The organism is Micromonospora sp. RTBAU3-60 (genome assembly GCF_054963695.1).
The window spans coordinates 230,837-250,630 of the sequence record NZ_JBUEGB010000002.1 but is presented as its reverse complement, the minus strand read 5'-3'; the positions used below and the strand labels follow the sequence as shown (position 1 = coordinate 250,630).

17 protein-coding genes are annotated in these 19,794 nt (G+C 73.8%); 5 read left to right on the top strand and 12 right to left on the bottom strand.

Annotated features, from left to right (window positions below; translation table 11 throughout):
* Positions 1-879 (bottom strand): PASTA domain-containing protein, encoded by an 879-nt coding sequence (locus ACY34I_RS03300; RefSeq protein ID WP_462752303.1) that lies wholly within the window; start codon positions 877-879, stop codon positions 1-3.
* 101 nt (positions 880-980) lie between these two features.
* Positions 981-1,670 carry a PASTA domain-containing protein gene (locus ACY34I_RS03295; RefSeq protein WP_462752301.1) on the bottom strand — a complete coding sequence of 230 codons (690 nt, stop codon included), beginning with the start codon at positions 1,668-1,670 and terminating at the stop codon, positions 981-983.
* Positions 1,671-1,787: 117 nt separating this feature from the next.
* Here ACY34I_RS03295 and ACY34I_RS03290 point away from each other — a divergent pair, with 117 nt between their 5' ends.
* On the top strand, positions 1,788-3,086 hold the full coding sequence (locus ACY34I_RS03290; protein WP_462752299.1) for a hypothetical protein: 1,299 nt from the start codon (positions 1,788-1,790) through the stop codon (positions 3,084-3,086).
* Positions 3,087-3,153: 67 nt separating this feature from the next.
* Here ACY34I_RS03290 and ACY34I_RS03285 read toward each other — a convergent pair whose 3' ends face one another.
* Both ACY34I_RS03285 and ACY34I_RS03280 read right to left on the bottom strand, forming a co-directional pair.
* Positions 3,154-4,632: a glutamate--cysteine ligase gene (locus ACY34I_RS03285; RefSeq protein WP_462752297.1), complete on the bottom strand. Its 1,479-nt coding sequence runs from the start codon at positions 4,630-4,632 to the stop codon at positions 3,154-3,156.
* 249 nt (positions 4,633-4,881) lie between these two features.
* Positions 4,882-5,463 (bottom strand): YceI family protein, encoded by a 582-nt coding sequence (locus ACY34I_RS03280; RefSeq protein WP_148793812.1) that lies wholly within the window; start codon positions 5,461-5,463, stop codon positions 4,882-4,884.
* Positions 5,464-5,563: 100 nt separating this feature from the next.
* On the opposite strand from ACY34I_RS03280, the gene ACY34I_RS03275 reads away from it, so the two are divergent.
* The gene (locus ACY34I_RS03275) at positions 5,564-6,061 is read left to right on the top strand and encodes a MarR family winged helix-turn-helix transcriptional regulator (protein WP_462752295.1); all 498 of its coding nucleotides are present in this window, start codon (positions 5,564-5,566) and stop codon (positions 6,059-6,061) included.
* A gap of 247 nt (positions 6,062-6,308) precedes the next feature.
* Here ACY34I_RS03275 and ACY34I_RS03270 read toward each other — a convergent pair whose 3' ends face one another.
* The 4 genes from ACY34I_RS03270 to ACY34I_RS03255 all read right to left on the bottom strand — a co-directional run bounded on the left by ACY34I_RS03270 (position 6,309) and on the right by ACY34I_RS03255 (position 12,720).
* A complete protein-coding gene (locus ACY34I_RS03270) occupies positions 6,309-8,969 on the bottom strand; it encodes an ATP-binding protein (RefSeq protein ID WP_462752293.1) in 2,661 nt (886 codons plus the stop codon).
* A 155-nt stretch (positions 8,970-9,124) separates the two neighbouring features.
* Positions 9,125-10,273: an acyl-CoA dehydrogenase family protein gene (locus tag ACY34I_RS03265; protein WP_462752291.1), complete on the bottom strand. Its 1,149-nt coding sequence runs from the start codon at positions 10,271-10,273 to the stop codon at positions 9,125-9,127.
* Positions 10,274-10,354: 81 nt separating this feature from the next.
* Positions 10,355-11,887, bottom strand: a complete 1,533-nt coding sequence (locus ACY34I_RS03260) for an acyl-CoA carboxylase subunit beta (protein ID WP_462752289.1) — start codon at positions 11,885-11,887, stop codon at positions 10,355-10,357.
* A gap of 191 nt (positions 11,888-12,078) precedes the next feature.
* Positions 12,079-12,720, bottom strand: coding sequence for a TetR/AcrR family transcriptional regulator (locus tag ACY34I_RS03255; protein WP_462752287.1), 642 nt, complete (start codon positions 12,718-12,720; stop codon positions 12,079-12,081).
* A 35-nt stretch (positions 12,721-12,755) separates the two neighbouring features.
* On the opposite strand from ACY34I_RS03255, the gene ACY34I_RS03250 reads away from it, so the two are divergent.
* Positions 12,756-13,094, top strand: a complete 339-nt coding sequence (locus tag ACY34I_RS03250) for a rhodanese-like domain-containing protein (RefSeq protein ID WP_462752285.1) — start codon at positions 12,756-12,758, stop codon at positions 13,092-13,094.
* A gap of 134 nt (positions 13,095-13,228) precedes the next feature.
* Here ACY34I_RS03250 and ACY34I_RS03245 read toward each other — a convergent pair whose 3' ends face one another.
* The 3 genes from ACY34I_RS03245 to ACY34I_RS03235 form a co-directional block, all read right to left on the bottom strand.
* Entirely contained in the window at positions 13,229-14,149 is a 921-nt protein-coding gene (locus tag ACY34I_RS03245) for a hydroxymethylglutaryl-CoA lyase (protein ID WP_462752283.1), read from the bottom strand.
* A 156-nt stretch (positions 14,150-14,305) separates the two neighbouring features.
* Complete coding sequence (locus ACY34I_RS03240; RefSeq protein ID WP_462752537.1) at positions 14,306-15,643, bottom strand: acetyl-CoA carboxylase biotin carboxylase subunit; 1,338 nt, start codon at positions 15,641-15,643, stop codon at positions 14,306-14,308.
* A gap of 82 nt (positions 15,644-15,725) precedes the next feature.
* Positions 15,726-16,352: a TetR/AcrR family transcriptional regulator gene (locus tag ACY34I_RS03235; protein ID WP_148793805.1), complete on the bottom strand. Its 627-nt coding sequence runs from the start codon at positions 16,350-16,352 to the stop codon at positions 15,726-15,728.
* 107 nt (positions 16,353-16,459) lie between these two features.
* Here ACY34I_RS03235 and ACY34I_RS03230 point away from each other — a divergent pair, with 107 nt between their 5' ends.
* The gene (locus ACY34I_RS03230) at positions 16,460-17,707 is read left to right on the top strand and encodes an MFS transporter (RefSeq protein WP_462752281.1); all 1,248 of its coding nucleotides are present in this window, start codon (positions 16,460-16,462) and stop codon (positions 17,705-17,707) included.
* A gap of 28 nt (positions 17,708-17,735) precedes the next feature.
* Entirely contained in the window at positions 17,736-18,164 is a 429-nt protein-coding gene (locus ACY34I_RS03225; protein WP_462752279.1) for a DUF7144 family membrane protein, read from the top strand.
* Here ACY34I_RS03225 and ACY34I_RS03220 read toward each other — a convergent pair.
* Positions 18,136-19,773, bottom strand: a complete 1,638-nt coding sequence (locus ACY34I_RS03220; RefSeq protein WP_462752277.1) for an alpha/beta fold hydrolase — start codon at positions 19,771-19,773, stop codon at positions 18,136-18,138. The two genes, ACY34I_RS03225 and ACY34I_RS03220, sit on opposite strands and share 29 nt — an antisense overlap.
* Positions 19,774-19,794 lie beyond the last annotated feature (21 nt).

The following is a 19,794-nucleotide window of genomic DNA, read 5'->3' as shown; positions in this document are numbered from 1 at the left end:
TCAGGGGGTGACCGTGGCCGTCGGGCCGGGTGTCGGGGTCGCGCTGGCCGTCGTCGGCGCCCCGGCCTTCGCCACCACGACGGTGAGCTGGTCGCCGTCGGAGATCAGCTCGCCGGCGGCCGGGTCGGTTTCGATCACCGTGCCGGCCGGCCGGTCCGACGTCCGGCGCACCACGCGGTAGTCCACGTTCAGCCGGTCCAGCACCGCCCGGGCGGCGTCCTCCGGCAGCCCGACCAGCGGCGGCACCGGCACCCGGGCCGGAGCGGAGGTGGGTGGCGTGGTCGGTGGCGAGGTGCTCGGCGCGGTGGTGGTCGGTGCCGCACTGGTCTCCGGCACGGTGCTCGGCACGACCGAGGGCACGGTGGCCGGGCCGGAGTTCCGCTCGGCGGCGCGGAGCGCCAGCCAGACACCCAACCCGATCAGCGCGATCAGCACCAGCGCGAGAATGCCGAGCAGGATCGGCATCCACCAGCGGCGGCCGCCCTGCTCCTCGGCGTACCACTCGGTGGCGGGCTCGGGATAGCCGACCGGGCGCGGCGGGGGCACCCCGGCGCGGCCGGACCAGGCCGGTGCGGCGGCGACGGGCTCCTGACGGGCGGTCGCGTCCGGGGCCCGCCGGCGGGCGGTGGGGTCCTGGTCGCCCCGGGGCAGCGGTCGGGTCGCGTCGGCCGGCTCCCGCCCGGCCGGACCGCCCGCCGGCGGCATGGCCCGGGTCGCGTCGGCGTGCTCGGACCTGCCCATCGCCCGCGTCGCGTCGTCCTCGGCCGGCCCGCCGGACCGCATCGCCCGGGTCGCGTCCGCGTCGCCGTCCCGCTCCGATGGCAGGTGTCGGGTGGCGTCGTCGTTCCCGGCGGGTGGCTCCTGGCGGTCGTCGCTCATCGGCACGTCCTTTCCCCACCGGGACGGGCGCCCTGGCCCTCGATCGTCCACGGTAGCGGTCGGGGGCACCATCGGCAGGGATCAGCGCGGCGAGCCGGCCGTCACGGTGTCGGCGGCGGGGTGGCCGTCGCCGCGGACGGCTCGTCGCCGCAGGTGAGGGCGACCTGGTCGTTCCACCGGGCCGAGCTGCCGGGGACCGGGTCCTGGGCGGTGACCGGGCCCCGGCGACCGGTGCGGTACCGCGGGTACAGCCCCGCGGCGACCAGGTCATTAGCCGCGTCGCCGCAGTCCTGGGCGAGCAGGTCGGGCACGGACACCGCCGGCGCCGGACCGGCGACCCAGAGGGTGACGGTGACGCCGGGCCGGACGGGCGTACCGGGCGCGGGCGAGGTGCGCTCGACATTGCGGCCGGAGCCGGTGCCGAAGACCAGTCGCCAGCCCAGCTTCCGGTCGTGCAGTTCCCGCCGGGCCCGCTCAAAGTCGGCGCCGACCAGGTCGGGGACGGTCAGCCCGGCCGGCGTGGTGGTACGGGTGCCGGTTGGGCTCCGCTCCGGCCTGGTGGATGGTGGCGGCGCGTGGGTCGGCGTACCGCCGCTCGACACGGGTGCGCTGCTGCCGGTCGCGGCCGGCGGGGTGGACGGATCGGCGTCGCCGGCGAGGATCCAGCCGCCGCTCGCCCCGACCACCGCCAGCAGGACCATCGCCAGGCCACCGCCGAGGACCAGTCTCGTTCGGTCCGGTCCGGGGTCGGCCGCCCCGGGCTGCCCATCCGGGTACCCGTCGTCCGTCATCGCCTCCACCGCCTCAGTCCCGGGCGACCGTATCCGGTGCCGCCAAGCCCACCCGCGCCGCAGATCGAGCTCCGTCAAGACTCGCCGCGCCGACCCTGGGACGCTACGCTCCCCGACATGGCCAGACGGGGCTGGGGAGGATCGACCGCCACCGCGCTCGGCGTCGCCGCCGGCACCGGGGCGGCGCAGCTGGGCTTCGGCTACGGGCTGGGCATCATCAACTGGGCGCCGGCGGCGACCGGCCGGGCCGAGGCGGCCTGGGTGGCGAGCCTCGTCTGGGCCACCTGGATCTCGGCCACCTCGGTGATCACCGGGGCGGTCTGCGCCCACCGGCTGCGCGGCACCGCCGACGACGAGCCGGACGGCACGGTGCGGAGGCTCGGCCTGGCCCTCGCCGCCGCGGTCGGCGCGCTGATCACCGTGCTGCTGGTCGCCGTGCCGGCCCGGGCCGCCCGGCTGCCGGACACCTCGTCGCCGCAGGCCGTCGCCGCCGGGTACGCCCTCGTCGGGCTGTTGCTCGGCCTGCTGCTCGCGGCCTGGGCGCTGCACACCCGGGCAGCGGCCGCCAACCTCGTCGCCACCACGGGCTGGCTCTGGCTGCTCGCCGTGGTGTCGATGGTGGACGGAGTGCTCTCCGGCCGTGGTCTGACCACCGCCCAGCTCGGCATCTGGCAGATCAGCGCCGACAGCGAGCGGTTCTGGATCCGGGACTACTTTTACTGGCCCGGCGCCTTGCTCTCGCTGGGCTCCGCCCTGGTCATCGGCGCGCTGGCGGCGCGGCGTACCGCCGGGGTGGCGGAGCGGCGGGTCGGTGCGGCGGCCTCCGGGGCGGCCGGGCCGCTCCTGGTCGCGCTGGCGTATCTGCTGGCCGTGCCGAGGTTGGCAGCGATCGCCGCCGAGCAGGTGTCCGCCCACCTGATCGCCCCGTACGCCGTGATCGCGGGTGTCGGAGGCTCGGCCCTGGTGGCGGCGCTGGCCCAGCGGGCCGACCGCCGGGCCGCCGGGCGCACCGGGGCGACCCTGCCCCGGCAACGCACCGGTGCGCCGGACGACCTCGCCCCGCCCGCCCTCGAGGCCGGCCCGGCGGACCCGGTGGACCCCGCCGAGCCGACGCCCGGGGACGGGGAGACGGCCCTCGTGGCGACACCGGGCTGGGCGGCGGGCCCGGATCCGGCCAGGCCAGCCGAGGAGGATACGTCGACTCCGGCCCCCGGCACGGCCCGCCGTGGCCGGGCGGTCCCGCCGCAGCGGACCCCGGCGTTGGCCGGGACCAGCGGGTCCAAGGTGGACGCGGCCACCCGGACGGAAACCGGACGCTCCCCGGTGGACGCCTCCGGAATGGACGAAACCACCAGCGGCAGCGCGGAGGGCGGCGCGCCGGCCGTCGGGGCCAGGTCCCGCCGCCGCGGCCGCTGACGGCCGCGGCAATCCGTTGGCCGGTCCGGCGGACGTCCGCCACGCACGACCAGTCCCGCCGTGGTGATCAGTCGACCGGCCAGGTGTGCACGGGCTCGTTGCTGCGCTGGAGTTCGGCGTAACGCTGGAGCATGTGGTGCAGCGCGGCCTCGCGGTCCAGGCCCCGGTGCCGCTCGGCCGCCCACACGGTCTCCGTCTGCCAGGTCGCGCCGTTGCGCCCGGTACGGCAGCGCTGCTCGATGACGCCGAGGAGGCGGTCCCGCTCGGCGGGGGCGACACCGAACCGGTCCAACCCCGCCGCGGCCCTGGGCAGCAGGACGTCGAGCACGAGCTTGGTCACCGGCACCTCGCCGAGCCGGGGCCAGTGCAGGACGGTCTCCATGCCTCGGCGCGCGGCGGCGTGGAAGTTCTCCTCGGCGGCGCTGAAGGTGAGCTGGCTCCAGATGGGACGGTCGGCCTCGGCGAGGCTGCGGGCGAGCCCGAAGTAGAAGGCCGCGTTGGCGAGCATGTCCACCACGGTCGGCCCGGCCGGCAGCACCCGGTTCTCCACCCGCAGGTGGGGGCGGCCGTTCATGATGTCGTAGACCGGCCGGTTCCACCGGTAGACCGTGCCGTTGTGCAGCCGCAGCTCGCCCAGGTGGGGCACCCCGCCGGCGTGCAGGACCTCGACCGGATCCTCGTCCTCGCAGATCGGCAGCAGCGGCGGGAAGTAGCGGACGTTCTCCTCGAACAGGTCGAAGATCGAGGTGATCCAGCGTTCCCCGAACCACACCCGGGGCCGTACACCTTGCGCCTTGAGCTCGTCGGGTCGGGTGTCGGTGGCCTGCTGGAACAGGGCGATCCGGGTCTCCGCCCAGAGCTGCCGGCCGTAGAGGAAGGGCGAGTTCGCGCCCACCGCCACCTGCGGACCGGCGATGGCCTGGGACGCGTTCCAGTAGTCGGCGAAGCTGTCCGGCGCGACCTGGAGGTGGAACTGGAGACTGGTGCAGGCGGCCTCCGGGGCGATCGAGTCGTTGTGCGTCTGCAACCGCTCGACGCCGCGGATGTCCAACTCGAAGTCCTCGCCCCGGGCACCGACGATCTGGTCGTTGAGCGCCCGGTAGCGCTCGTCGGTGGAGAGGTTGTCCGCGATCAGGTGCCGCTCGGTGAGCGTGGGCAGGATGCCGACCAGCACGATCTTGGCGTCCGACCGGGCGGCCCGCTCGTCGGCGCGGGCCAGGCTGTTGCGCAGGTCCCGCTCGTAGTTTCCGAAGCCGTTGCCCTCGATGAGCCGGGGCGGGGTGTTCAGCTCGAGGTTGAACTGGCCCAGCTCGGTCTGGAAGAGCGGGTCGGCGATGTCGGCCAGGATCTTCTCGTTGCGCATGGCCGGCTCGGCCGCGGAGTCGACCAGGTTCAGCTCGATCTCCAGGCCGGTCATCGGGCGGTCGGCGTCGAAGCCGAAGTCGTCCAGCATCAACGCGAAGACGTCCAGGCACCGCCGGACCTTCTGCCGGTAGCGGACCCGGTCCTCCCGGGAGAAGGCGCCCTGCTCGACGTCTCTGCCCATCTGTCCTCCCGGCGCGAGGCGCAACGGAACGTTCCGTCCCGAAACGCGTTGTGAACCATTCACGTTAGGTGCCCCCCGGCCGGCGAAGCCAGGGGCCGGACGCAGGTCTGGACTCCTACCCAGGCGACACCCACCGCACCACCGGCAAGCGGTGAACTGGACGTGACAATTCGCACCTCATCGGCGTACGCGCGAACGGGCCCGTGCCGTCGGGTGACGGCACGGGCCCGCGGGGGTCGTACGGGGAGATCAGGCCTGGCGGATGGCCTCGCCCTCGATCTCGATCTTGATCTTCTTGCCGACCAGCACGCCGCCGGTCTCCAGGGCGACGTTCCAGGTGAGCCCGAAGTCCTCCCGGTCGATCTCGGTGCTGGCGGAGAAGCCGAAGATGTCCTGGCCGAACGGGCTGCGGCCGACGCCCTCGAACTCGACCTCCAGGTCCACCGGGCGGGTGACGTCCTTGATGGTCAGCTCGCCGGACAGGATGAAGTTGCTGCCGCTCCGGGACTTCACGCCGGTGCTGCGGAACTCCAGGGTCGGGAACTTCTCGGCGTCGAGGAAGTCCGCACTGCGCAGGTGCGCGTCGCGGTCGGCCATGGCGGTGTGGATGCTGGCCGTCTGGATGGTGGCGGTCACCGAGGACTGCGTCGGGTCCTCCGCGACGGTAATCGTGGCGGTCGCGTCGCCGAACTCACCGCGTACCTTGCTCACCATCATGTGGCGGGCGACGAAGCCGACCCGCTTGTGAGCGGCGTCCAGCAGGTAGGTGCCGGCAGCCGGAATGGTGAGACCCTCCCAGTCGCGGGTAACCGCCTCGGTGCTGCTGGTCATGGTGCTGTCCTCCAGGGAGATTGTTGAGTAGTCCAACGACTGACTAAGCAACTATAGGCACGGCAATATTCCGTGTGTCAAGTACTGCTAGGATGGTGGCGTGAACCAGAACGTGTTCGACGATCCCCGGATCACCGCGGTCGGCCTCCTCGTCGAGGCGCACGCCGGGCTGTCGGCCCGGTTCGCCGCCCAGTTCGAGGAGCACGGCCTCTCTCCGGTGGAGTTCGAGGTGCTCACCCGACTCGCCCGCTCGCCCGGCAACCAGCTCCGGATGACCGACCTCGCGGCCCAGACCTCCCTGTCCACCAGCGGGGTGACCCGGGTGGTCGACCGGATGGAACGTGACGGCCTGATCCGCCGCCGGGCCTGCCCCTCCGACCGGCGCAGCTCGTACGCGGTGGTCACCGCCGCCGGCCTGGCCCGGCTGGACGAGACCCTGCCGGGTCACCTGCAGATCATCGAGCAGTGGTTCACCGGGCAGCTCGAACCGGCCGCCCTGGACGCCCTCCTGGACGGGCTGCGCCGGGTCCGCGACGCGGTCCACCCGGGGGCGACCGCCGGGAGCAGCGACCCCGCACCGGCTGCGGCCGGCTGCTGAGCGGCCGTCCACCGACCGGCAGAAAGACCGGCAGAACCAACTAAGCGCCGGGACGAATCCCCCCAAAGGCCACTAAACACCCCACGCGCCGTGGATAGGCTTCCCAGCAGCGGGGGCGCACCGGGGGGGTGCCGGCGCGAGCGATGAGCGAGGGGCAGTACCAGGGGGCTACTTCGCTCGCGCCACCCCCGCTCCCCCGGGACCCGCGGGCCAGCGCTTGCGGCGGAGCCCGTCTCGCCGTCGACGGTCAGCGCCGACGGGTGCGGTCCCGGCGGGCCACCAACGCGTACAGCAGGTCCTCCTCCGGCGGCAGCAGGCTGATCCCGTTGTCCCGGCGGGCCCGATCGAGCCGGTCCAGCACAGCCAGGTCGGCCGTGCTCGCCGCCAACCCCACCAGCGCCTCGATCAGGTCGCGCCGGTCCGGGCCGGCGACGGCCGCCTCCGCCGCCGCGGCGAACCACTCCGCCGCCAGCTCGCGGTCGCCCCGGTGCAGCGCGACCTGGCCCTCGATCAGCGCGCAGACCGCGTCCTCCGGCCGGCCGTGGTCCGCCCCGACGCCGGTCCGGTCCCCGCTCCCGGCATCGGCCGGCCGGCGCTGCGCCGGCACCGGAAGCGTGGGCCGGAGTTCGGCGAGCACCGCCAGCGCCTCGTCGACCCGCCCAGCCTGGGCGAGCGCCAACCCGACCGTGCCGAGCACCCGGCGGCGCTGCCCCGGGTCGCCTACCTCGGCCAGCGCCCGCGCCACCCGCCGCCCCTGCGCCACGGCGTCGGCGTACCGGCCGTCCAGGCGGGCCACCTCGGCGAGGTGGGCCCGGGCCAGCAGCCGGAGCTGCTGCTCACCGGACTGCGCCGCCAGCCGGTCCACGCTGGCCAGCCGGCGGCGCGCCCCGGCCAGCTCACCCACCCGTACGTCGTGCCAGCTCAGGTGTGTCTGGGCGACCGCCATCTCGCGCGCCCGGCCGTGCCGGGTGGCCAACTCCAGCACCGCCTCGGCCTGTTCCCGGGCCTCGTCGTGCGCGCCCGTGGCGGGCAGCAGCGTGCCGAGCACCAACCGGCTCCACAGTTCCCCGGTCACCTCCCCGGCCGCGCGGAAGGCGGCCAACGCGGCCCGTGCGCCCGGCACCTCCTCCGCGGCGGCACCGTGCTCGGCGGCCAGCCCGGACGCGCCGATCAGCGCCCAGGCCCGCAGCAGCGGGTCGGCCTCGGCGGTACGCGGGTCGTCCAGCAACCGGCGCAGCCACCGCCGTCCGGAGACGTCCCGCCCGCGCAGCCGCCACCACCGGGGCAGGGCCGCCGCCAGCCGTAGCGCGGTCTCCGGATCGTCGTCGGCCGCGTACGCCAGGGCGACGTTGATGTCGGTGGTCGCCTCGTCCAGCAGGTGCAGGGCGGCGGAGGGCTCCCCGCCGAGCAGGTTCGGCGCGGTGCGGACCACCAGTCCGGTGACGACGAGCGCGTGCCGGCGCCGGATCCGGGCCAGCTCGCCTTCGGCTGCGGCCTGCTCGGCGGCGAAGTCGCGTACCGCGTCCAGCAGGCGAAACCGGAACGGGCCGGTGCCCCGGACGCTGAGCAGGCCGAGTTCGAGCAGCCGGTCCAGCAGCGGGACGGCGTCCGCCCGCGCACCACCGTCGGCCAGCAGGTCCTCGGCCAACTCCACGGACCACCGGTTGCCGAAGGCGGAGAGCCAGCGCAGCGCCGCCCGGTCGGCCGGCGCGAGCAGGTGGTAGCTGGTCGCCACCGCCTCGCGCAGGGTCACCGTGCCCGCGGCAGGATCGGCGGGCTCCCAGCCGGGACGGTCGCCGGTGGCGAGGTCGAGGACGCGGTCGCCGTAGCGGTCGAGCAGCTCGGTGACGTCGAGGATCCGGCCGCGCGCGGCCATCAGCTCGATGGCCAACGGGAGACCGCCGAGCCGCCGGACCAACGCGGCGAGCGCCGGCAACTCGGCCGGGGTGGGCGGTTCGCGGCGCACCTGGGCGAGCCGGGCGGTGAACAGCGCCGCCGCCGGCCAGCGGGCCAGCGCCGCCGGGTCCGCCGGCACCACCCCGGCCGGCGGCACGTCCAGCGGTGCGACCGGCCGGACCAGCTCGCCGGCGAGGCCGACCGGACGCCGGCCGGTCACCAGCACCCGCAGCCCGGGTGCCGCCCCGAGCAGCGTCCACAGCGCCTCGGTCACCGCACCGGGGGCCCGTTCGACCGCGTCCAGCAGCAGCAGCGCCGGCCGGCCGGCGAGCCGCCCGGGGAGGTCGGCCAGCCGGTTCACGCCGAGGACCGCGACCGAGGCGGCCAGCACGTCGGTCGCGTCGGAGCCCTCGCCGACCAGCACGCCGGCCACGCCGCCCGGGTGGTCGGCGGCCGCCGCGTGCGCGACGGTGAGGGCGAGCGCGGTCTTGCCGACGCCGGCCAGGCCGACCAGGCTCACCACCGGATGGTCGGCGGCGAGCAGGGCGGCCACCTCGGCGACGTCCCGGTCCCGGCCGATCAGCGGTACCGGCTGCGGCAGCGCGACCGGCGTACCGGATCCGGCGGTGGCGGAGCCGGTGAGCGGGAGGTGCCGCGCGGCCGGGCGCGGCGCGGCGGCGGTGAGGTGCCGCCCGGCCGGATGCGGCGCGGCGGCGGTCAGGTGCTGTCCGGCCGGGTGCGGCGCGGCGGCCGGGGCCGGTCGGGCCGCAGCGAAGAACGCCTGCCGGAGGGTGCCGGTCAGGCCGAGGGCGTCGGCGAGCAGGTCGACCGTGGTGCGCTGGGGCCGGACGGACCGACCCCGCTCCAGATCGCGGACCGTCCGCACCCCGACGCCGGCCCGCGCGGCCAGCTCGGCCTGGGTGAGGCCGGCGGCGAGCCGGTGCCCGCGCAGCAGATCGGACAGGCCGGTACGACCACCCGTGCCCGGCGAGCGATCATGATCCGGAGTCATGGGGACGAAGAGTACGGACGGGGTACGACCCGCCACACCCGATCGTCGCCCAACCGACCGTCGGATGCCGATATCCGACAGCCGGGTGAGGCAACCATGCTGTTGACACGGGGCCCTGCCATGCACGAGGCGTCGACAGGGTGCCCTTCCTCTCCTCAGATGCCCAGGTCGCGGGCGATGACCATGCGCTGCACCTCGCTGGTGCCCTCGCCGATCTCCAGGATCTTGGAGTCCCGCCAGAAGCGGGCCACCGGGTACTCGTTCATGAAGCCGTAGCCGCCGTGGATCTGGGTGGCCTCGCGGGCGTTGTCCACCGCGATGGTGCTGGCGTGCAGCTTGGCGATCGCGGCCTGGCGCTTGAACGGCTCGCCGGCGAGCATCCGGGCCGCCGCGTCGTAGTACGCGAGCCGGGCGGTGTGCGCCTTCAGTTCCATGTCCGCGATCTTGAACTGGATCGCCTGGTAGTTGCCGATCGGCTGGCCGAAGGCGTGGCGCTCCTTCGCGTACTTGATCGACTCGTCGACGCAGCCCTGGGCGAGGCCGACGGACAGGGCGGCGATGGCGATCCGCCCCTCGTCGAGGATGCGCAGGAACTGGGCGAAGCCCCGGCCGCGCTGGCCGAGCAGGTTGGCCGCCGGGACCCGGCAGTCGTCGAAGGTCAGCTCGTGGGTGTCCGAGGCGGTCCAGCCGACCTTGGAGTAGCCGGGGGCGACGGTGAAGCCGGGCGTACCGGACGGGACGATGATGGTGGACAGTTCCTTCGAGCCGTCCGGATTCGTCCCGGTGACCGCGGTGACGGTGACCAACGCGGTGATGTCGGTGCCCGAGTTGGTGATGAACGCCTTCGAGCCGTTGATCACCCACTCGTCGCCGTCCAGCACGGCGCGGGTCTGGGTGCCCCCGGCGTCCGAGCCGAAGCCCGGCTCGGTCAGCCCGAAGCCGGCCAGCGCCTCGCCGCTGAGCAGCTTCGGCAGCCACCGCGCCTGCTGCTCCGGAGTACCAAATCGGTAGATCGGCATCGCGCCGAGGGAGACCGCCGCCTCCAGGGTGATCGCCACGCTGGAGTCGACCCGGGCCAGTTCCTCCAGGGCCAGGCAGAGCGCGAAGTAGTCGCCGCCCATGCCGCCGTGCTCCTCCGGGAACGGCAGCCCGAACAGGCCCATCTTGCCCATCTGGCGGATGATCTCGTACGGGAAGGTGTGGTGCTCGTAGTGCTCGGCGATGGCGGGTGCCACCACCTCGCGGGCGAAGTCCCGCACGCTCTCCCGCAGCGCCTCTTGTTCCTCGCTGAGCCGGAAGTCCATCTGCTCCTCCTGTGTGGATGGGCCGCCGGGCGCTCGTGACGCCGGGACGGGATCGCTGACTCGGTCCGGGTCGCGGCCGGGTCAGACCGGGGTGACGCCGTGCCGGCGCTTCGAGAAGTGCCGGTCCTTGCCGCGCGCGGCGGCGAACCGGCGGACCAGCTCCGCGCGCAGCTCGTGCGGCTCGACGATGGCGTCCACCACCAGCTCGCTGGCGAGCCGGACGATGTCGATGTCCCGCTCGTACTCCTCGCGCTTCGCGGCGACGAAAGCGGCCCGCTCGGCCTCGTCCTCGATCGCGGCGATCTTGTTGGCGTAGACCGCGTTGACCGCCGCCTCCGCACCCATCACCGCGATCTTGGCGGTGGGCAGCGCGATCGTCGCGTCCGGCTCGAAGCCAGGGCCGGCCATCGCGTAGAGCCCGGCGCCGTACGCCTTGCGGACCACGACGCAGATCTTGGGTACGGTCGCCTCGGAGATCGCGGTGATCATCTTGGCGCCGTGCCGGATGATGCCCTGCTTCTCCACCGCGCTGCCGACCATGAACCCGGGCACGTCGGAGAGGAACAGCAGCGGCACGTTGAACGCGTCGCAGAGCTGCACGAACCGGGTCGCCTTGTCGGCCGAGTCGACGAAGAGCACGCCGCCCTTGAACATCGAGTTGTTGCCGACCACGCCGACGACCTCGCCGCCCAGCCGGCCGAAGCCGATGGTCAGCTCCTTGGCCCAGAGCGCCTGGATCTCGAAGAAGCTGCCCTCGTCGAGCAGGCCCTTGACGTACCGGCGCATGTCGAACGCCTGCCGCTCGCTGGCCGGGACCAGCGCGGCCAGGTCGGCCTTCTCCGGGGCGGGCACCGCCTCGGCGGCCGGCGGGGCCTGGGTCCAGTTCGCCGGCAGGTACGACAGGTAGCGGCGGACCACGTCGAGCGCCTCGGCCTCGGTCTTGCAGAGGAAGTGCCCGACACCGGACTCCGCGCAGTGCACCTTGGCCCCGCCCATCGCCTCCAGCGTGGTCTTCTCGCCGGTGACCATCTCGACCATCCGGTCGGAGCCGAGGTACATGCTGGCGTTGCCGTCCACCATGGCCACCACGTCACAGAACGCCGGGATGTACGCCCCACCGGCCGCGCTCGGCCCGAAGAGGGCGCAGACCTGCGGGATGGAGCCGGAGGCGCGGACCTGGTTCCAGAAGATCTTTCCGGCGCCGCGCCGCCCCGGGAAGAGCTCGACCTGGTCGGTGATCCGGGCCCCGGCCGAGTCGACCAGGTAGACCATCGGCACGCCGGTCGTATACGCCCGCTCGATGATCCGGATGATCTTCTCCACGGTGCGCGCGCCCCAGCTGCCGGCCTTGACCGTGGAGTCGTTCGCCATCAGGCAGACCGGGCGGCCGTCGATGGTGGCGGTGCCGGTGACCACGCCGTCGGCGGGCAACCCCTCGGCCAGCGCGTTGGCATAGAGGCCGTCCTCGACGAACGAGCCCTCGTCCACCAGGAGCGCGACCCGCTCCCGGGCGAAGAGCTTGCCCTTGGCGGCGTTCGCCGCGTGGTACTTGTCCGCACCGCCGGCCTTGGCGCGCTTGCGCAGCTGCTCCAGGGCCTCACCGTCGAGCGTCACGCCGACTCCCTCGCCACCCGCGCCTCGTTGGGCGCGTCGACCGACCTGAACGATCGTTAGGGTAGCGCATCCGCGCCGGCTCCGGCGACCCAGCCCACGGCGGTCACCCCGGCCACTGCCAGCCTGGGCGGAAGCCCGTCGTCGCCCCGAGAACCGGGGCCGGAAGCCGGCGGCACGGGCGCCGAAGAGGGTCAGCCGGTGAAGGCGTCGGCGAGGGCCAGCACCGCCGCCCGCAGCCGCTCGTCGCCGACCTCGGCGCGGACTGCGCGTGCGTGCTCCGCGGCGAGGGGGGCGAGCAGGGTGTGCGCGTCGGCCACCGGATCCTCGCGCCGGGCCAGCAACAGGGCCACGTGCCGGTGCCAGAACCGGTAGGCGCCGATCCGGTAACGGGCGCCCGGCGAGGCGGTCTCCGACATCCGGACCAGGTCGAGGTGGGCGAGCAGGTAGTCGAGGTAGGCGGCGACGAACGCCCGAAGCCGGTCGCGTGGGGATGCCTCCGCACCGGCCGGGCCGGGCCCGAGCGGGGCCGGGCCGAAGAGGATCGCCTCCTGGAGTACGCGTTCCTGCTGGTCAAGGAGGGCCACGGCGAGACCGGCCTTGTCGCCGAACCGGCGGAACAACGTCCCCTTGCCGACTCCAGCGGCGGCGGCCACCGCGTCCATCGAGACCGCCTCCACGCCGCGCTCCCGGAACAGCGCCGCCGCCGCGTCCAGCACCGCCGCCCGGTTGCGCGCCGCGTCGGCCCGCTCCCGCGGTGGTGAGGTACGCAACTCCAGCAGTTCCGGCGGAGGGGTGGCAGAAACGGACTGCGGTCCGCTAACGTTCCGAGGCATAACCGGACTGTAGTCCCTTTACTCAGGAGGATGCCATGACCGCCCTCATCACCCGGGACGAACTGCGCGCCGCGATCGATGCCGGCACCGTGACCGTCGTCGACGCGCTCGGCGGGGAGTACTACGCCCGGCAGCACCTGCCCGGCGCGATCCCGCTGGTCGAGGCCGAGGTGGCCGAGCGGGCCGGCGAGCTGCTGCCGGATCGGAACGCCCCGATCGTCACGTACTGCTCCAACCCCGCCTGCCCGAACAGCGGTCGGGTCGCCGACCGGCTCACCGCTCTCGGCTACACCGCCGTCCACAAGTACGCCGAGGGCATCGAGGACTGGGTGACCGCCGGCCTGCCGACCGAGTCCGGCGCCCTCGCCCGCTGACCCGCGCCCGCTCTACTCGCCGGCCTGACTGGTTGATCAAGAGGTTTGCGTCCCGACCCGCCGCCTGGAAGCGGGCGCAAACCTCTTGATCAACACGGGTCCTGCGGCTCGGCGCGCGGGCGCGGGTGTTGTGCTCAGGCGGGGAGGGGGGTGAGGCGGGTACGGGGGCCGGCGCGGAGGACGCCCGAGGGGAGCTTCTTGCCGACCAGTTCCTCGGCCAGCTCGGCGGCCTCGATCAGCGCGGCCAGGTCGATCCCGGTGTCGATGCCCATGTCGTGCAGCATGTGCACGGCCTCCTCGGTGGCCAGGTTGCCGCTGGCCCCCGGGGCGTACGGGCAGCCGCCCAGGCCGCCCACGCTGGCGTCGAACTCGGTCACGCCCAGCTCCATGGCGGTCAGCAGGTTCGCCAGCGCCGTGCCCCGGGTGTTGTGGAAGTGCAGCAGCACGGGAATGTGGGCGTTACGGTCGCGTACCGCAGTGATCAGCTCGCGGACCCGGCGGGGCGTACCCATGCCGGTGGTGTCGCCGAAGGCCACCCGGTCGGCACCGTCCCGGACGACGCGGTCGACGATGTCGGCGACACGCCGGGGGTCGACGTCCCCCTCGTACGGGCAGCCGAAGCTGGTCGCGATGATCACCTCGGCCCGGGCGCCCGCGCCATGCAGCAGGTCGATCAGCTCCGCGATGTCGTCGAGGGACTCCTCTGTGGAGCGGTTGACGTTGCGCCGGTTGTGCGTGTCGCTGGCCGAGACCACCACCTCGATCTCGGTGAACCCGGCGGCCAGGGCCCGCTGGGCGCCCCGGGTGTTCGGCACCAGGGCGGAGTAGCGCACCCCCTCGACCTTCGCGGCCCGCTGCCACACCTCGTCCGCGTCGGCCATCTGCGGGATCGCCTTGGGATGCACGAAGGAGACGGCCTCGATCCGCCGCACGCCGGTGCGCGACAGGGCGTCGAGCAGCCGCACCTTGGCGTCGGCGGGGATGGGCTCCTCGTTCTGGAGTCCGTCCCGGGGTCCGACCTCCCGGATGGAGACGAAGTCCGGCAGTTCCGCCATAAGGGGTCACCTCACTGTGACGGTCTTACGTGATGGGTCCCTTCAGCATGTCACCCGGCCGCGCCCACCGCCCCGCGCTTTGTCGATCATGAAGTTAGCCGCAAAAATTGTCCGTTTTGTCGCCGCTAACTTCATGATCAACGAGAGGCTCGGGGGTCAGCGCATGCGGGAGACGATGCCGGTGTCGTAGTCGCCGGAGAGGAACTCCGGGTTCTCCAGCAGCTCGGCGAAGAAGGGGAGGTTGTTCTTGGGGCCGGCGATCTCGAACTGGGCCACGGCGGCCCTGGCCCGCTCGACGGCCTCGGTGCGGTCCTTGCCGCTCACGATCAGCTTGGCCATCAGGCTGTCGTAGAACGGGGTGACGGTGTTGCCGGCGACGTATCCGGAGTCGACCCGGACGCCCTCGCCGGCCGGCTCGTTCCAGGTGGTGATCGCGCCCGGGCCAGGCAGGAAGCGCTTCGGGTCCTCCGCGTTGATCCGCAGCTCGATGGCGTGCCCGCGCGGCGCGAGCGCGTCCGGGTCGAAGGTCGGGGCCAGGCCGGCGGCCACCCGCAACTGCTCCTCGACCAGGTCGACGCCGTAGACGTACTCGGTCACCGGGTGCTCGACCTGCAAGCGGGTGTTCATCTCCAGGAAGAAGAACTCCCCGGTGGCGGGGTCGAGCAGGCACTCCACGGTGCCCGCGTTGCGGTAGTTGACCGCCTCGCCGGCCCGCACGGCGGCGGCCAGGAAGCGCTCGCGCAGCTCCGGCGAGACCGCCGGGGACGGGGACTCCTCCACCAACTTCTGGTTGCGCCGCTGCACCGAGCACTCGCGCTCGCCGAGGGCCACCACCCGGCCGTCGGCCAGGCCGAGGATCTGCACCTCGACGTGGCGTACCCGGGGGAAATAGCGCTCGATCAGCACCGAGCCGTCGCCGAACATCCGCTCGGCGAACGAGCGGACCTTGTCGTACTCCGTGCGGAGCGCGGCCTCGTCGGTGGCCACGCCCATGCCCATGCCGCCGCCACCGGCCGCGGCCTTGACCATCACCGGGTAACCGATCTCCGCGGCGGCGGCGACCGCCGCGGCCAGGTCGGCCGCCGGGTCGGTGGTGCCGGGCGCGACCGGCACCCCGGCCGCCGCCATCAGGTTCCGGGCGTTGATCTTGTCGCCCATCGCGGTGATCGCGTCCGCGCCGGGTCCGACCCAGATCAGGCCGCTGGCCTCGACGGTACGCGCGAAGTCCGCGTTCTCGGACAGGAAGCCGTAGCCGGGGTGGATCGCCTGCGCGCCGGTCGACTTGGCGGCGGCGAGGATCGCCTCGACGTTCCGGTAGCTCTGTGCCGGGTTGGCCGGGCCGACATTCACCGCCTCGTCCGCCTCGGTCACGAACGGCAGGCCAGCGTCCGCCTCCGAGTGCACCGCGATCGCGCGGATCCCGAGCCGCTTGGCGGTACGGATGATCCGGCGGGCGATCTCGCCCCTGTTGGCGACCAGCAGCGACTCAATCATGTTCTGCAAGGAAGGGCCCCTTCTCAACGCCTCGTGCATAGCCGGGGCCCTTCTTAACACGCGTTAAGCCCAACGCGGCGTGTCAGGCGGGATCGGTGGGGGCGAGGAGAGCGGCGAGGGTGGCGGCGCTCAGCAGCTCGGCGCGGCGCCGGCGGTCCACCTCGCCGGCGAGGAACGGGGTGGAGTTCATCAGACCGAAGGCGGCGTGGGCGAGCACCCGCGCCTCACCGTCCGGCAGCCCGGGGTGCAGCGCGGTGAGCACCGTCACCCACTCCTCGACGTAGAGCCGCTGGAGCCGGCGGATCCGCCGGCGCGGCTCGTCCGGCAGGCGATCCAGCTCGTGCAGGTGCAGGGCGATCACCGCCGGGTTGGCCAGCGCGAAGTCGACGTGGAAGTCGATCAACGACTCCAGCGTCCCGCGCGGGTCGTCCGGGTGGTTGGCGGCCCGCTCCCGGCCACCGGCCAACAGCCCCTCGCTGACCGGGATCAGCGCGGCGACGAGCATCGCCTCCTTGCCGGCGAAGTGGTGGTAGAGGGCCGGACCGGTGACCCCCGCGGCGGCGCCGATGTCGTCCATCGACACGCCGTGGTAGCCGCGGGAGGCGAAGAGGCCCACCGCGATCTCGAGGATCTCGTCCCGCCGCGACCGGCGTCGGCCCGCACCCGTCGCGCCGTTCGTCGTGCTCCTTGCCTGCTGTTCCACCGCCACCGGGCCAGCCTAGACCTCCGGCGCGGCGAGGTGGAGGCTCGGTTACCCGTCGGTTGCCTCACGTCTGCTTGACCCTCGACCCGGTTCAGGCCACAGGCTCCGGCGGCATGACCGCTTCCGTCCTCGGCCGCGACTACCGCCTGCTCTGGTCCGCCGCCGTCTCCTCCCGGTTCGGCGACGCCCTGCGTACGCCGGCCCTGGCCCTGCTGGCCGCCACGCTCAGCCGCGATCCCCGGACGATCGCCGCGGTGACCGTCGCCGGCCAACTCCCGCCGCTGCTCCTCGGCCTGCTCGGCGGCGCGTACGCCGACCGCTGGGACCGCCGCCGGACGATGGCGGTGGTGGACGGGCTGCGGGCCGCCGTGGTGGCCGCCCTGGCCGGGCTGGTCGCCACCGGCCGGGCCGGGGTCACCGCGCTGGCGGTCGCCGCCTTCTTGCTCGCCGCCCTGGGCACGGTCTTCGACGCGGCCTCCTTCGCGGTGCTCCCGTCGGTGGTCTCACCGGCCGCGCTGCCCGCCGCCAACGGCCGCCTCCAGGCGGGCACGGCGCTCGCCGGTGGCTTCCTCGGCGCCCCGCTGGCCGGCGTCCTCTTCGCGGTCTCGGCGGCTCTCCCGTTCACCCTCGACGCCCTCAGCTTCGCCGCGGCCGCTCTCCTCGTCCTCGCCCTCCGCCCTGCCCCGGCACCCGTCGAACAAGGGCAGCGCCCGACTCCCGCCCGGGCGGGCGTGTGGCGGGAGGCGTGGGCGGGGGTGCGCTGGCTACGCCGGGACCGGGTGCTGTGGCGGGTGACCCTGGCGACCGCGGGGTCGAACCTCGCGATCAGCGGAGTGATGGCGGTGCTCGTGCTGTACGCGCTGACGGTGCTGCGCGTGCCCCCAGCGGCGTACGGGCTGTTCGCGGCGGGGGCGGTGGTCGGCGGCCTGGTCGGGGCGCTCGGCGCCGGCCGGCTGGCGGCCCGGTTCGGCACCCTGCCCACGCTGCGCGGGGTGCTGCTGGCGCAGACCCTGGCCCTGGCCGGGTTCGCGGTCGCCCGGCACCCGGTGCCCGGCGGACTTGCCCTGGCCTGCTTCGCCGCCGGCACCACCGTCTGGAACAGCCTCTGGTCGGCGTACGGGCAGCGGCAGGTGCCGGCCGGACTGCTCGGCCGGGTCGGCGCGGCGCAGCGGACGGTCGGTCTGGTCAGCGCGCCGGTCGGCGCGGCGCTCGCCGGGTTCGCCGGCCAGGTCTACGGGGTGGCCCCGGTCGGCTGGGCGGCGGCGGGCGTCTTCGCCCTGGTCACCGCCGGCGCCTGGCGGACGTTGCGGGAGGGTGCAACCCGCACCGAGCGCCGGACGGAGCCGGTGCCCCGTCCCTAGGCTGGAGCGGACGACGGCAGGAGGACGGGTGACCCAGCACGACGAGGCGCGTATGCGGAATCGCCAGCGGATGCTGGCCGCCGTGCTGCTCGCCGGGGGCGGCCTCGCCGACGCCGTCTCCGGCATCACCGACCTGGACGACGACCCGTACGTGGTGATCACCAAGGAGGGGCTCTACCACCTCGACCTGACCGGCTGGCTGTGGGCGCACCTGGTGACCGGGGTGCTCATGGTGCTGGGCGGGGTCCTGCTCTTCTCCGGCCGCCGCTGGTCGGTCTGGTTCGCCGCGCTGGTGGCGGTGCTCGGCATCGCCATGCACGTGGTCCTGCTTCCGTTCCGGCCGGTCTGGGCGCTGATGGTGATCGGGTTGGCGGTGGCGGCCCTCGTGCTGCTCCGCCGGTGCCGGCGGCAGACGCCGAGCGACCAGGTCAACTCGACTGGCAGATCTTCCCGCTGAAGGCCGGGTCGGGCACGTGCTTGGCCCGCCAGATCGGGTTGAGTGAGAGCGGCAGCGGCGGAGCGTGCCAGGCAGCGGCGGCGTTCTGGAGCTCGCTGTAGCCGGGCTGCGGCTGGCTGACCGGCTCACCTTCCAGGAAGTTGATCAGTCGCGCCTGGACGACCGGAAGGCTGAGCAGGCCACCGTGCAGGGCCGGCAGCTGGAAGACCGGGACGCGGGTGTACTCGCCGGGCGGCGCTTCGATCGCCGTGGTGGTCGGCAGGAACGCCACGATGCGTACGCCGGGTACCGGGCACATCAGGCCGTTGCGGTAGAAGGGGGCGTTGTCCAGCACCGACCGGATGAACGGCTCCTCCGGCCCGCTGCCGGTGTGGGCGAACGAGTCGAGGACGCCGAAGAGGACACGCAGCTCCCACCCGGCGGCCACGCCCCAGCCGCGGGACGCCCCAGCGGGCGGGTAGTAGGAGCGGCCGGCGTTGATCAGCGGGCTGAACATGGCCAGCATGTCCACCACCGGGTGCGGCCGGACGGCCAGGTAGGTCCGGGCCACCAGGGCCCCCTCGCTCTGCCCCACCAGCGCCACCGGCCGTCCGGTACGCCGGTGCAGCAGGTCCACCTGCGTGGCCAGCAGCCCCACGCTGGACTCGATCGACCGGTAGGTGTCCCGGGCCGAGTACGGCAGCGGCTGGCCCCGCGGGTCCAGGCCCCGATAGGAGAACTGCTGCACGTTCGGGTCGACGGCCGGCTGCCCGCCGGACGTGCTCCCGTGGCCGTCGAGGAAGATCACCGCGTGCCGGACGCCGGGCGGCAGGGGCCGGTCGAGCACCATGGCGCGCCCCTTCGGGGACGTCCCGGGCAAGAGCTGCAACACCGGCTGCACCACCAGCGGCACGACGAAGACGAGCAGCACGGCCAGCGGCGCCACCGGCACCCGCGCCCACTTCACCGCGCGGCGCGGCAGCAGGGCAGCCGCCACGGTGCGCTGCCAGAGCAGGCCGTTGATCAACCCGGCGACCGCCGCCACCGGTACGTCCCACCCGAGCGGTATCACCCAGACCACCCCGCCACCCACGGTGAGCACCACGAAGTTGAGCAGGGACCAGCCGACCAACTCGATCGAGGGCAGCCCGCGCCACCACGCGCCGCGCACGGCCGCGCGTTGCAGGAACGGCGCGAGCAGGAACAGCGGCACCAGCGAGGCGAACAACAGCCAGGAGAGAGCAACCACCGAAGCAGCCATCGACAGGGCCGCCCAGGGCGAGACCACCGCGGCGATCACCACGGTGAGCACGAGGTTCCGCCGGACCAGCCAACCCAGGCCCGGCCAGGGCACCTGCCGTGGCCAGGACAGCGCGACCAGCCCGGCGGTGAGCGACGCCCGGAACAGGACCAGAGCGACCATGCCGAGGGCGAAGCCCGGCCACGAGTCGTGGTAGACGAACAGCCACCGCAGGTCGTGGTACGTGTCGTACGGCCACACGGCGGTGATCTGCGGAGCCATCCCCTCGGCAGCACGGAACCCCACCACGTTGAGGACGGTGGCCTCCACGATCGGCGGCAGCGCGGCCAGCACGAGCAGCCCGACGAACCGCTTGTCCAGGCGCACCACGCCCCCTCCTCGGCGGTCCGA

Bases quoted from the DNA above. Each gene is read 5' to 3' on its own strand.
- ACY34I_RS03255 (WP_462752287.1), bottom strand. From the start codon at position 12,720: ATGCCTCGGAACGTTAGCGGACCGCAGTCCGTTTCTGCCACCCCTCCG.
- ACY34I_RS03265 (WP_462752291.1), bottom strand. From the start codon at position 10,273: ATGGACTTCCGGCTCAGCGAGGAACAAGAGGCGCTGCGGGAGAGCGTG.
- ACY34I_RS03240 (WP_462752537.1), bottom strand. From the start codon at position 15,643: ATGATTGAGTCGCTGCTGGTCGCCAACAGGGGCGAGATCGCCCGCCGG.
- ACY34I_RS03290 (WP_462752299.1), top strand. From the start codon at position 1,788: ATGGCCAGACGGGGCTGGGGAGGATCGACCGCCACCGCGCTCGGCGTC.
- ACY34I_RS03245 (WP_462752283.1), bottom strand. From the start codon at position 14,149: ATGGCGGAACTGCCGGACTTCGTCTCCATCCGGGAGGTCGGACCCCGG.
- ACY34I_RS03270 (WP_462752293.1), bottom strand. From the start codon at position 8,969: ATGACTCCGGATCATGATCGCTCGCCGGGCACGGGTGGTCGTACCGGC.
- ACY34I_RS03300 (WP_462752303.1), bottom strand. From the start codon at position 879: ATGAGCGACGACCGCCAGGAGCCACCCGCCGGGAACGACGACGCCACC.
- ACY34I_RS03230 (WP_462752281.1), top strand. From the start codon at position 16,460: ATGACCGCTTCCGTCCTCGGCCGCGACTACCGCCTGCTCTGGTCCGCC.
- ACY34I_RS03250 (WP_462752285.1), top strand. From the start codon at position 12,756: ATGACCGCCCTCATCACCCGGGACGAACTGCGCGCCGCGATCGATGCC.
- ACY34I_RS03295 (WP_462752301.1), bottom strand. From the start codon at position 1,670: ATGACGGACGACGGGTACCCGGATGGGCAGCCCGGGGCGGCCGACCCC.
- ACY34I_RS03280 (WP_148793812.1), bottom strand. From the start codon at position 5,463: ATGACCAGCAGCACCGAGGCGGTTACCCGCGACTGGGAGGGTCTCACC.
- ACY34I_RS03285 (WP_462752297.1), bottom strand. From the start codon at position 4,632: ATGGGCAGAGACGTCGAGCAGGGCGCCTTCTCCCGGGAGGACCGGGTC.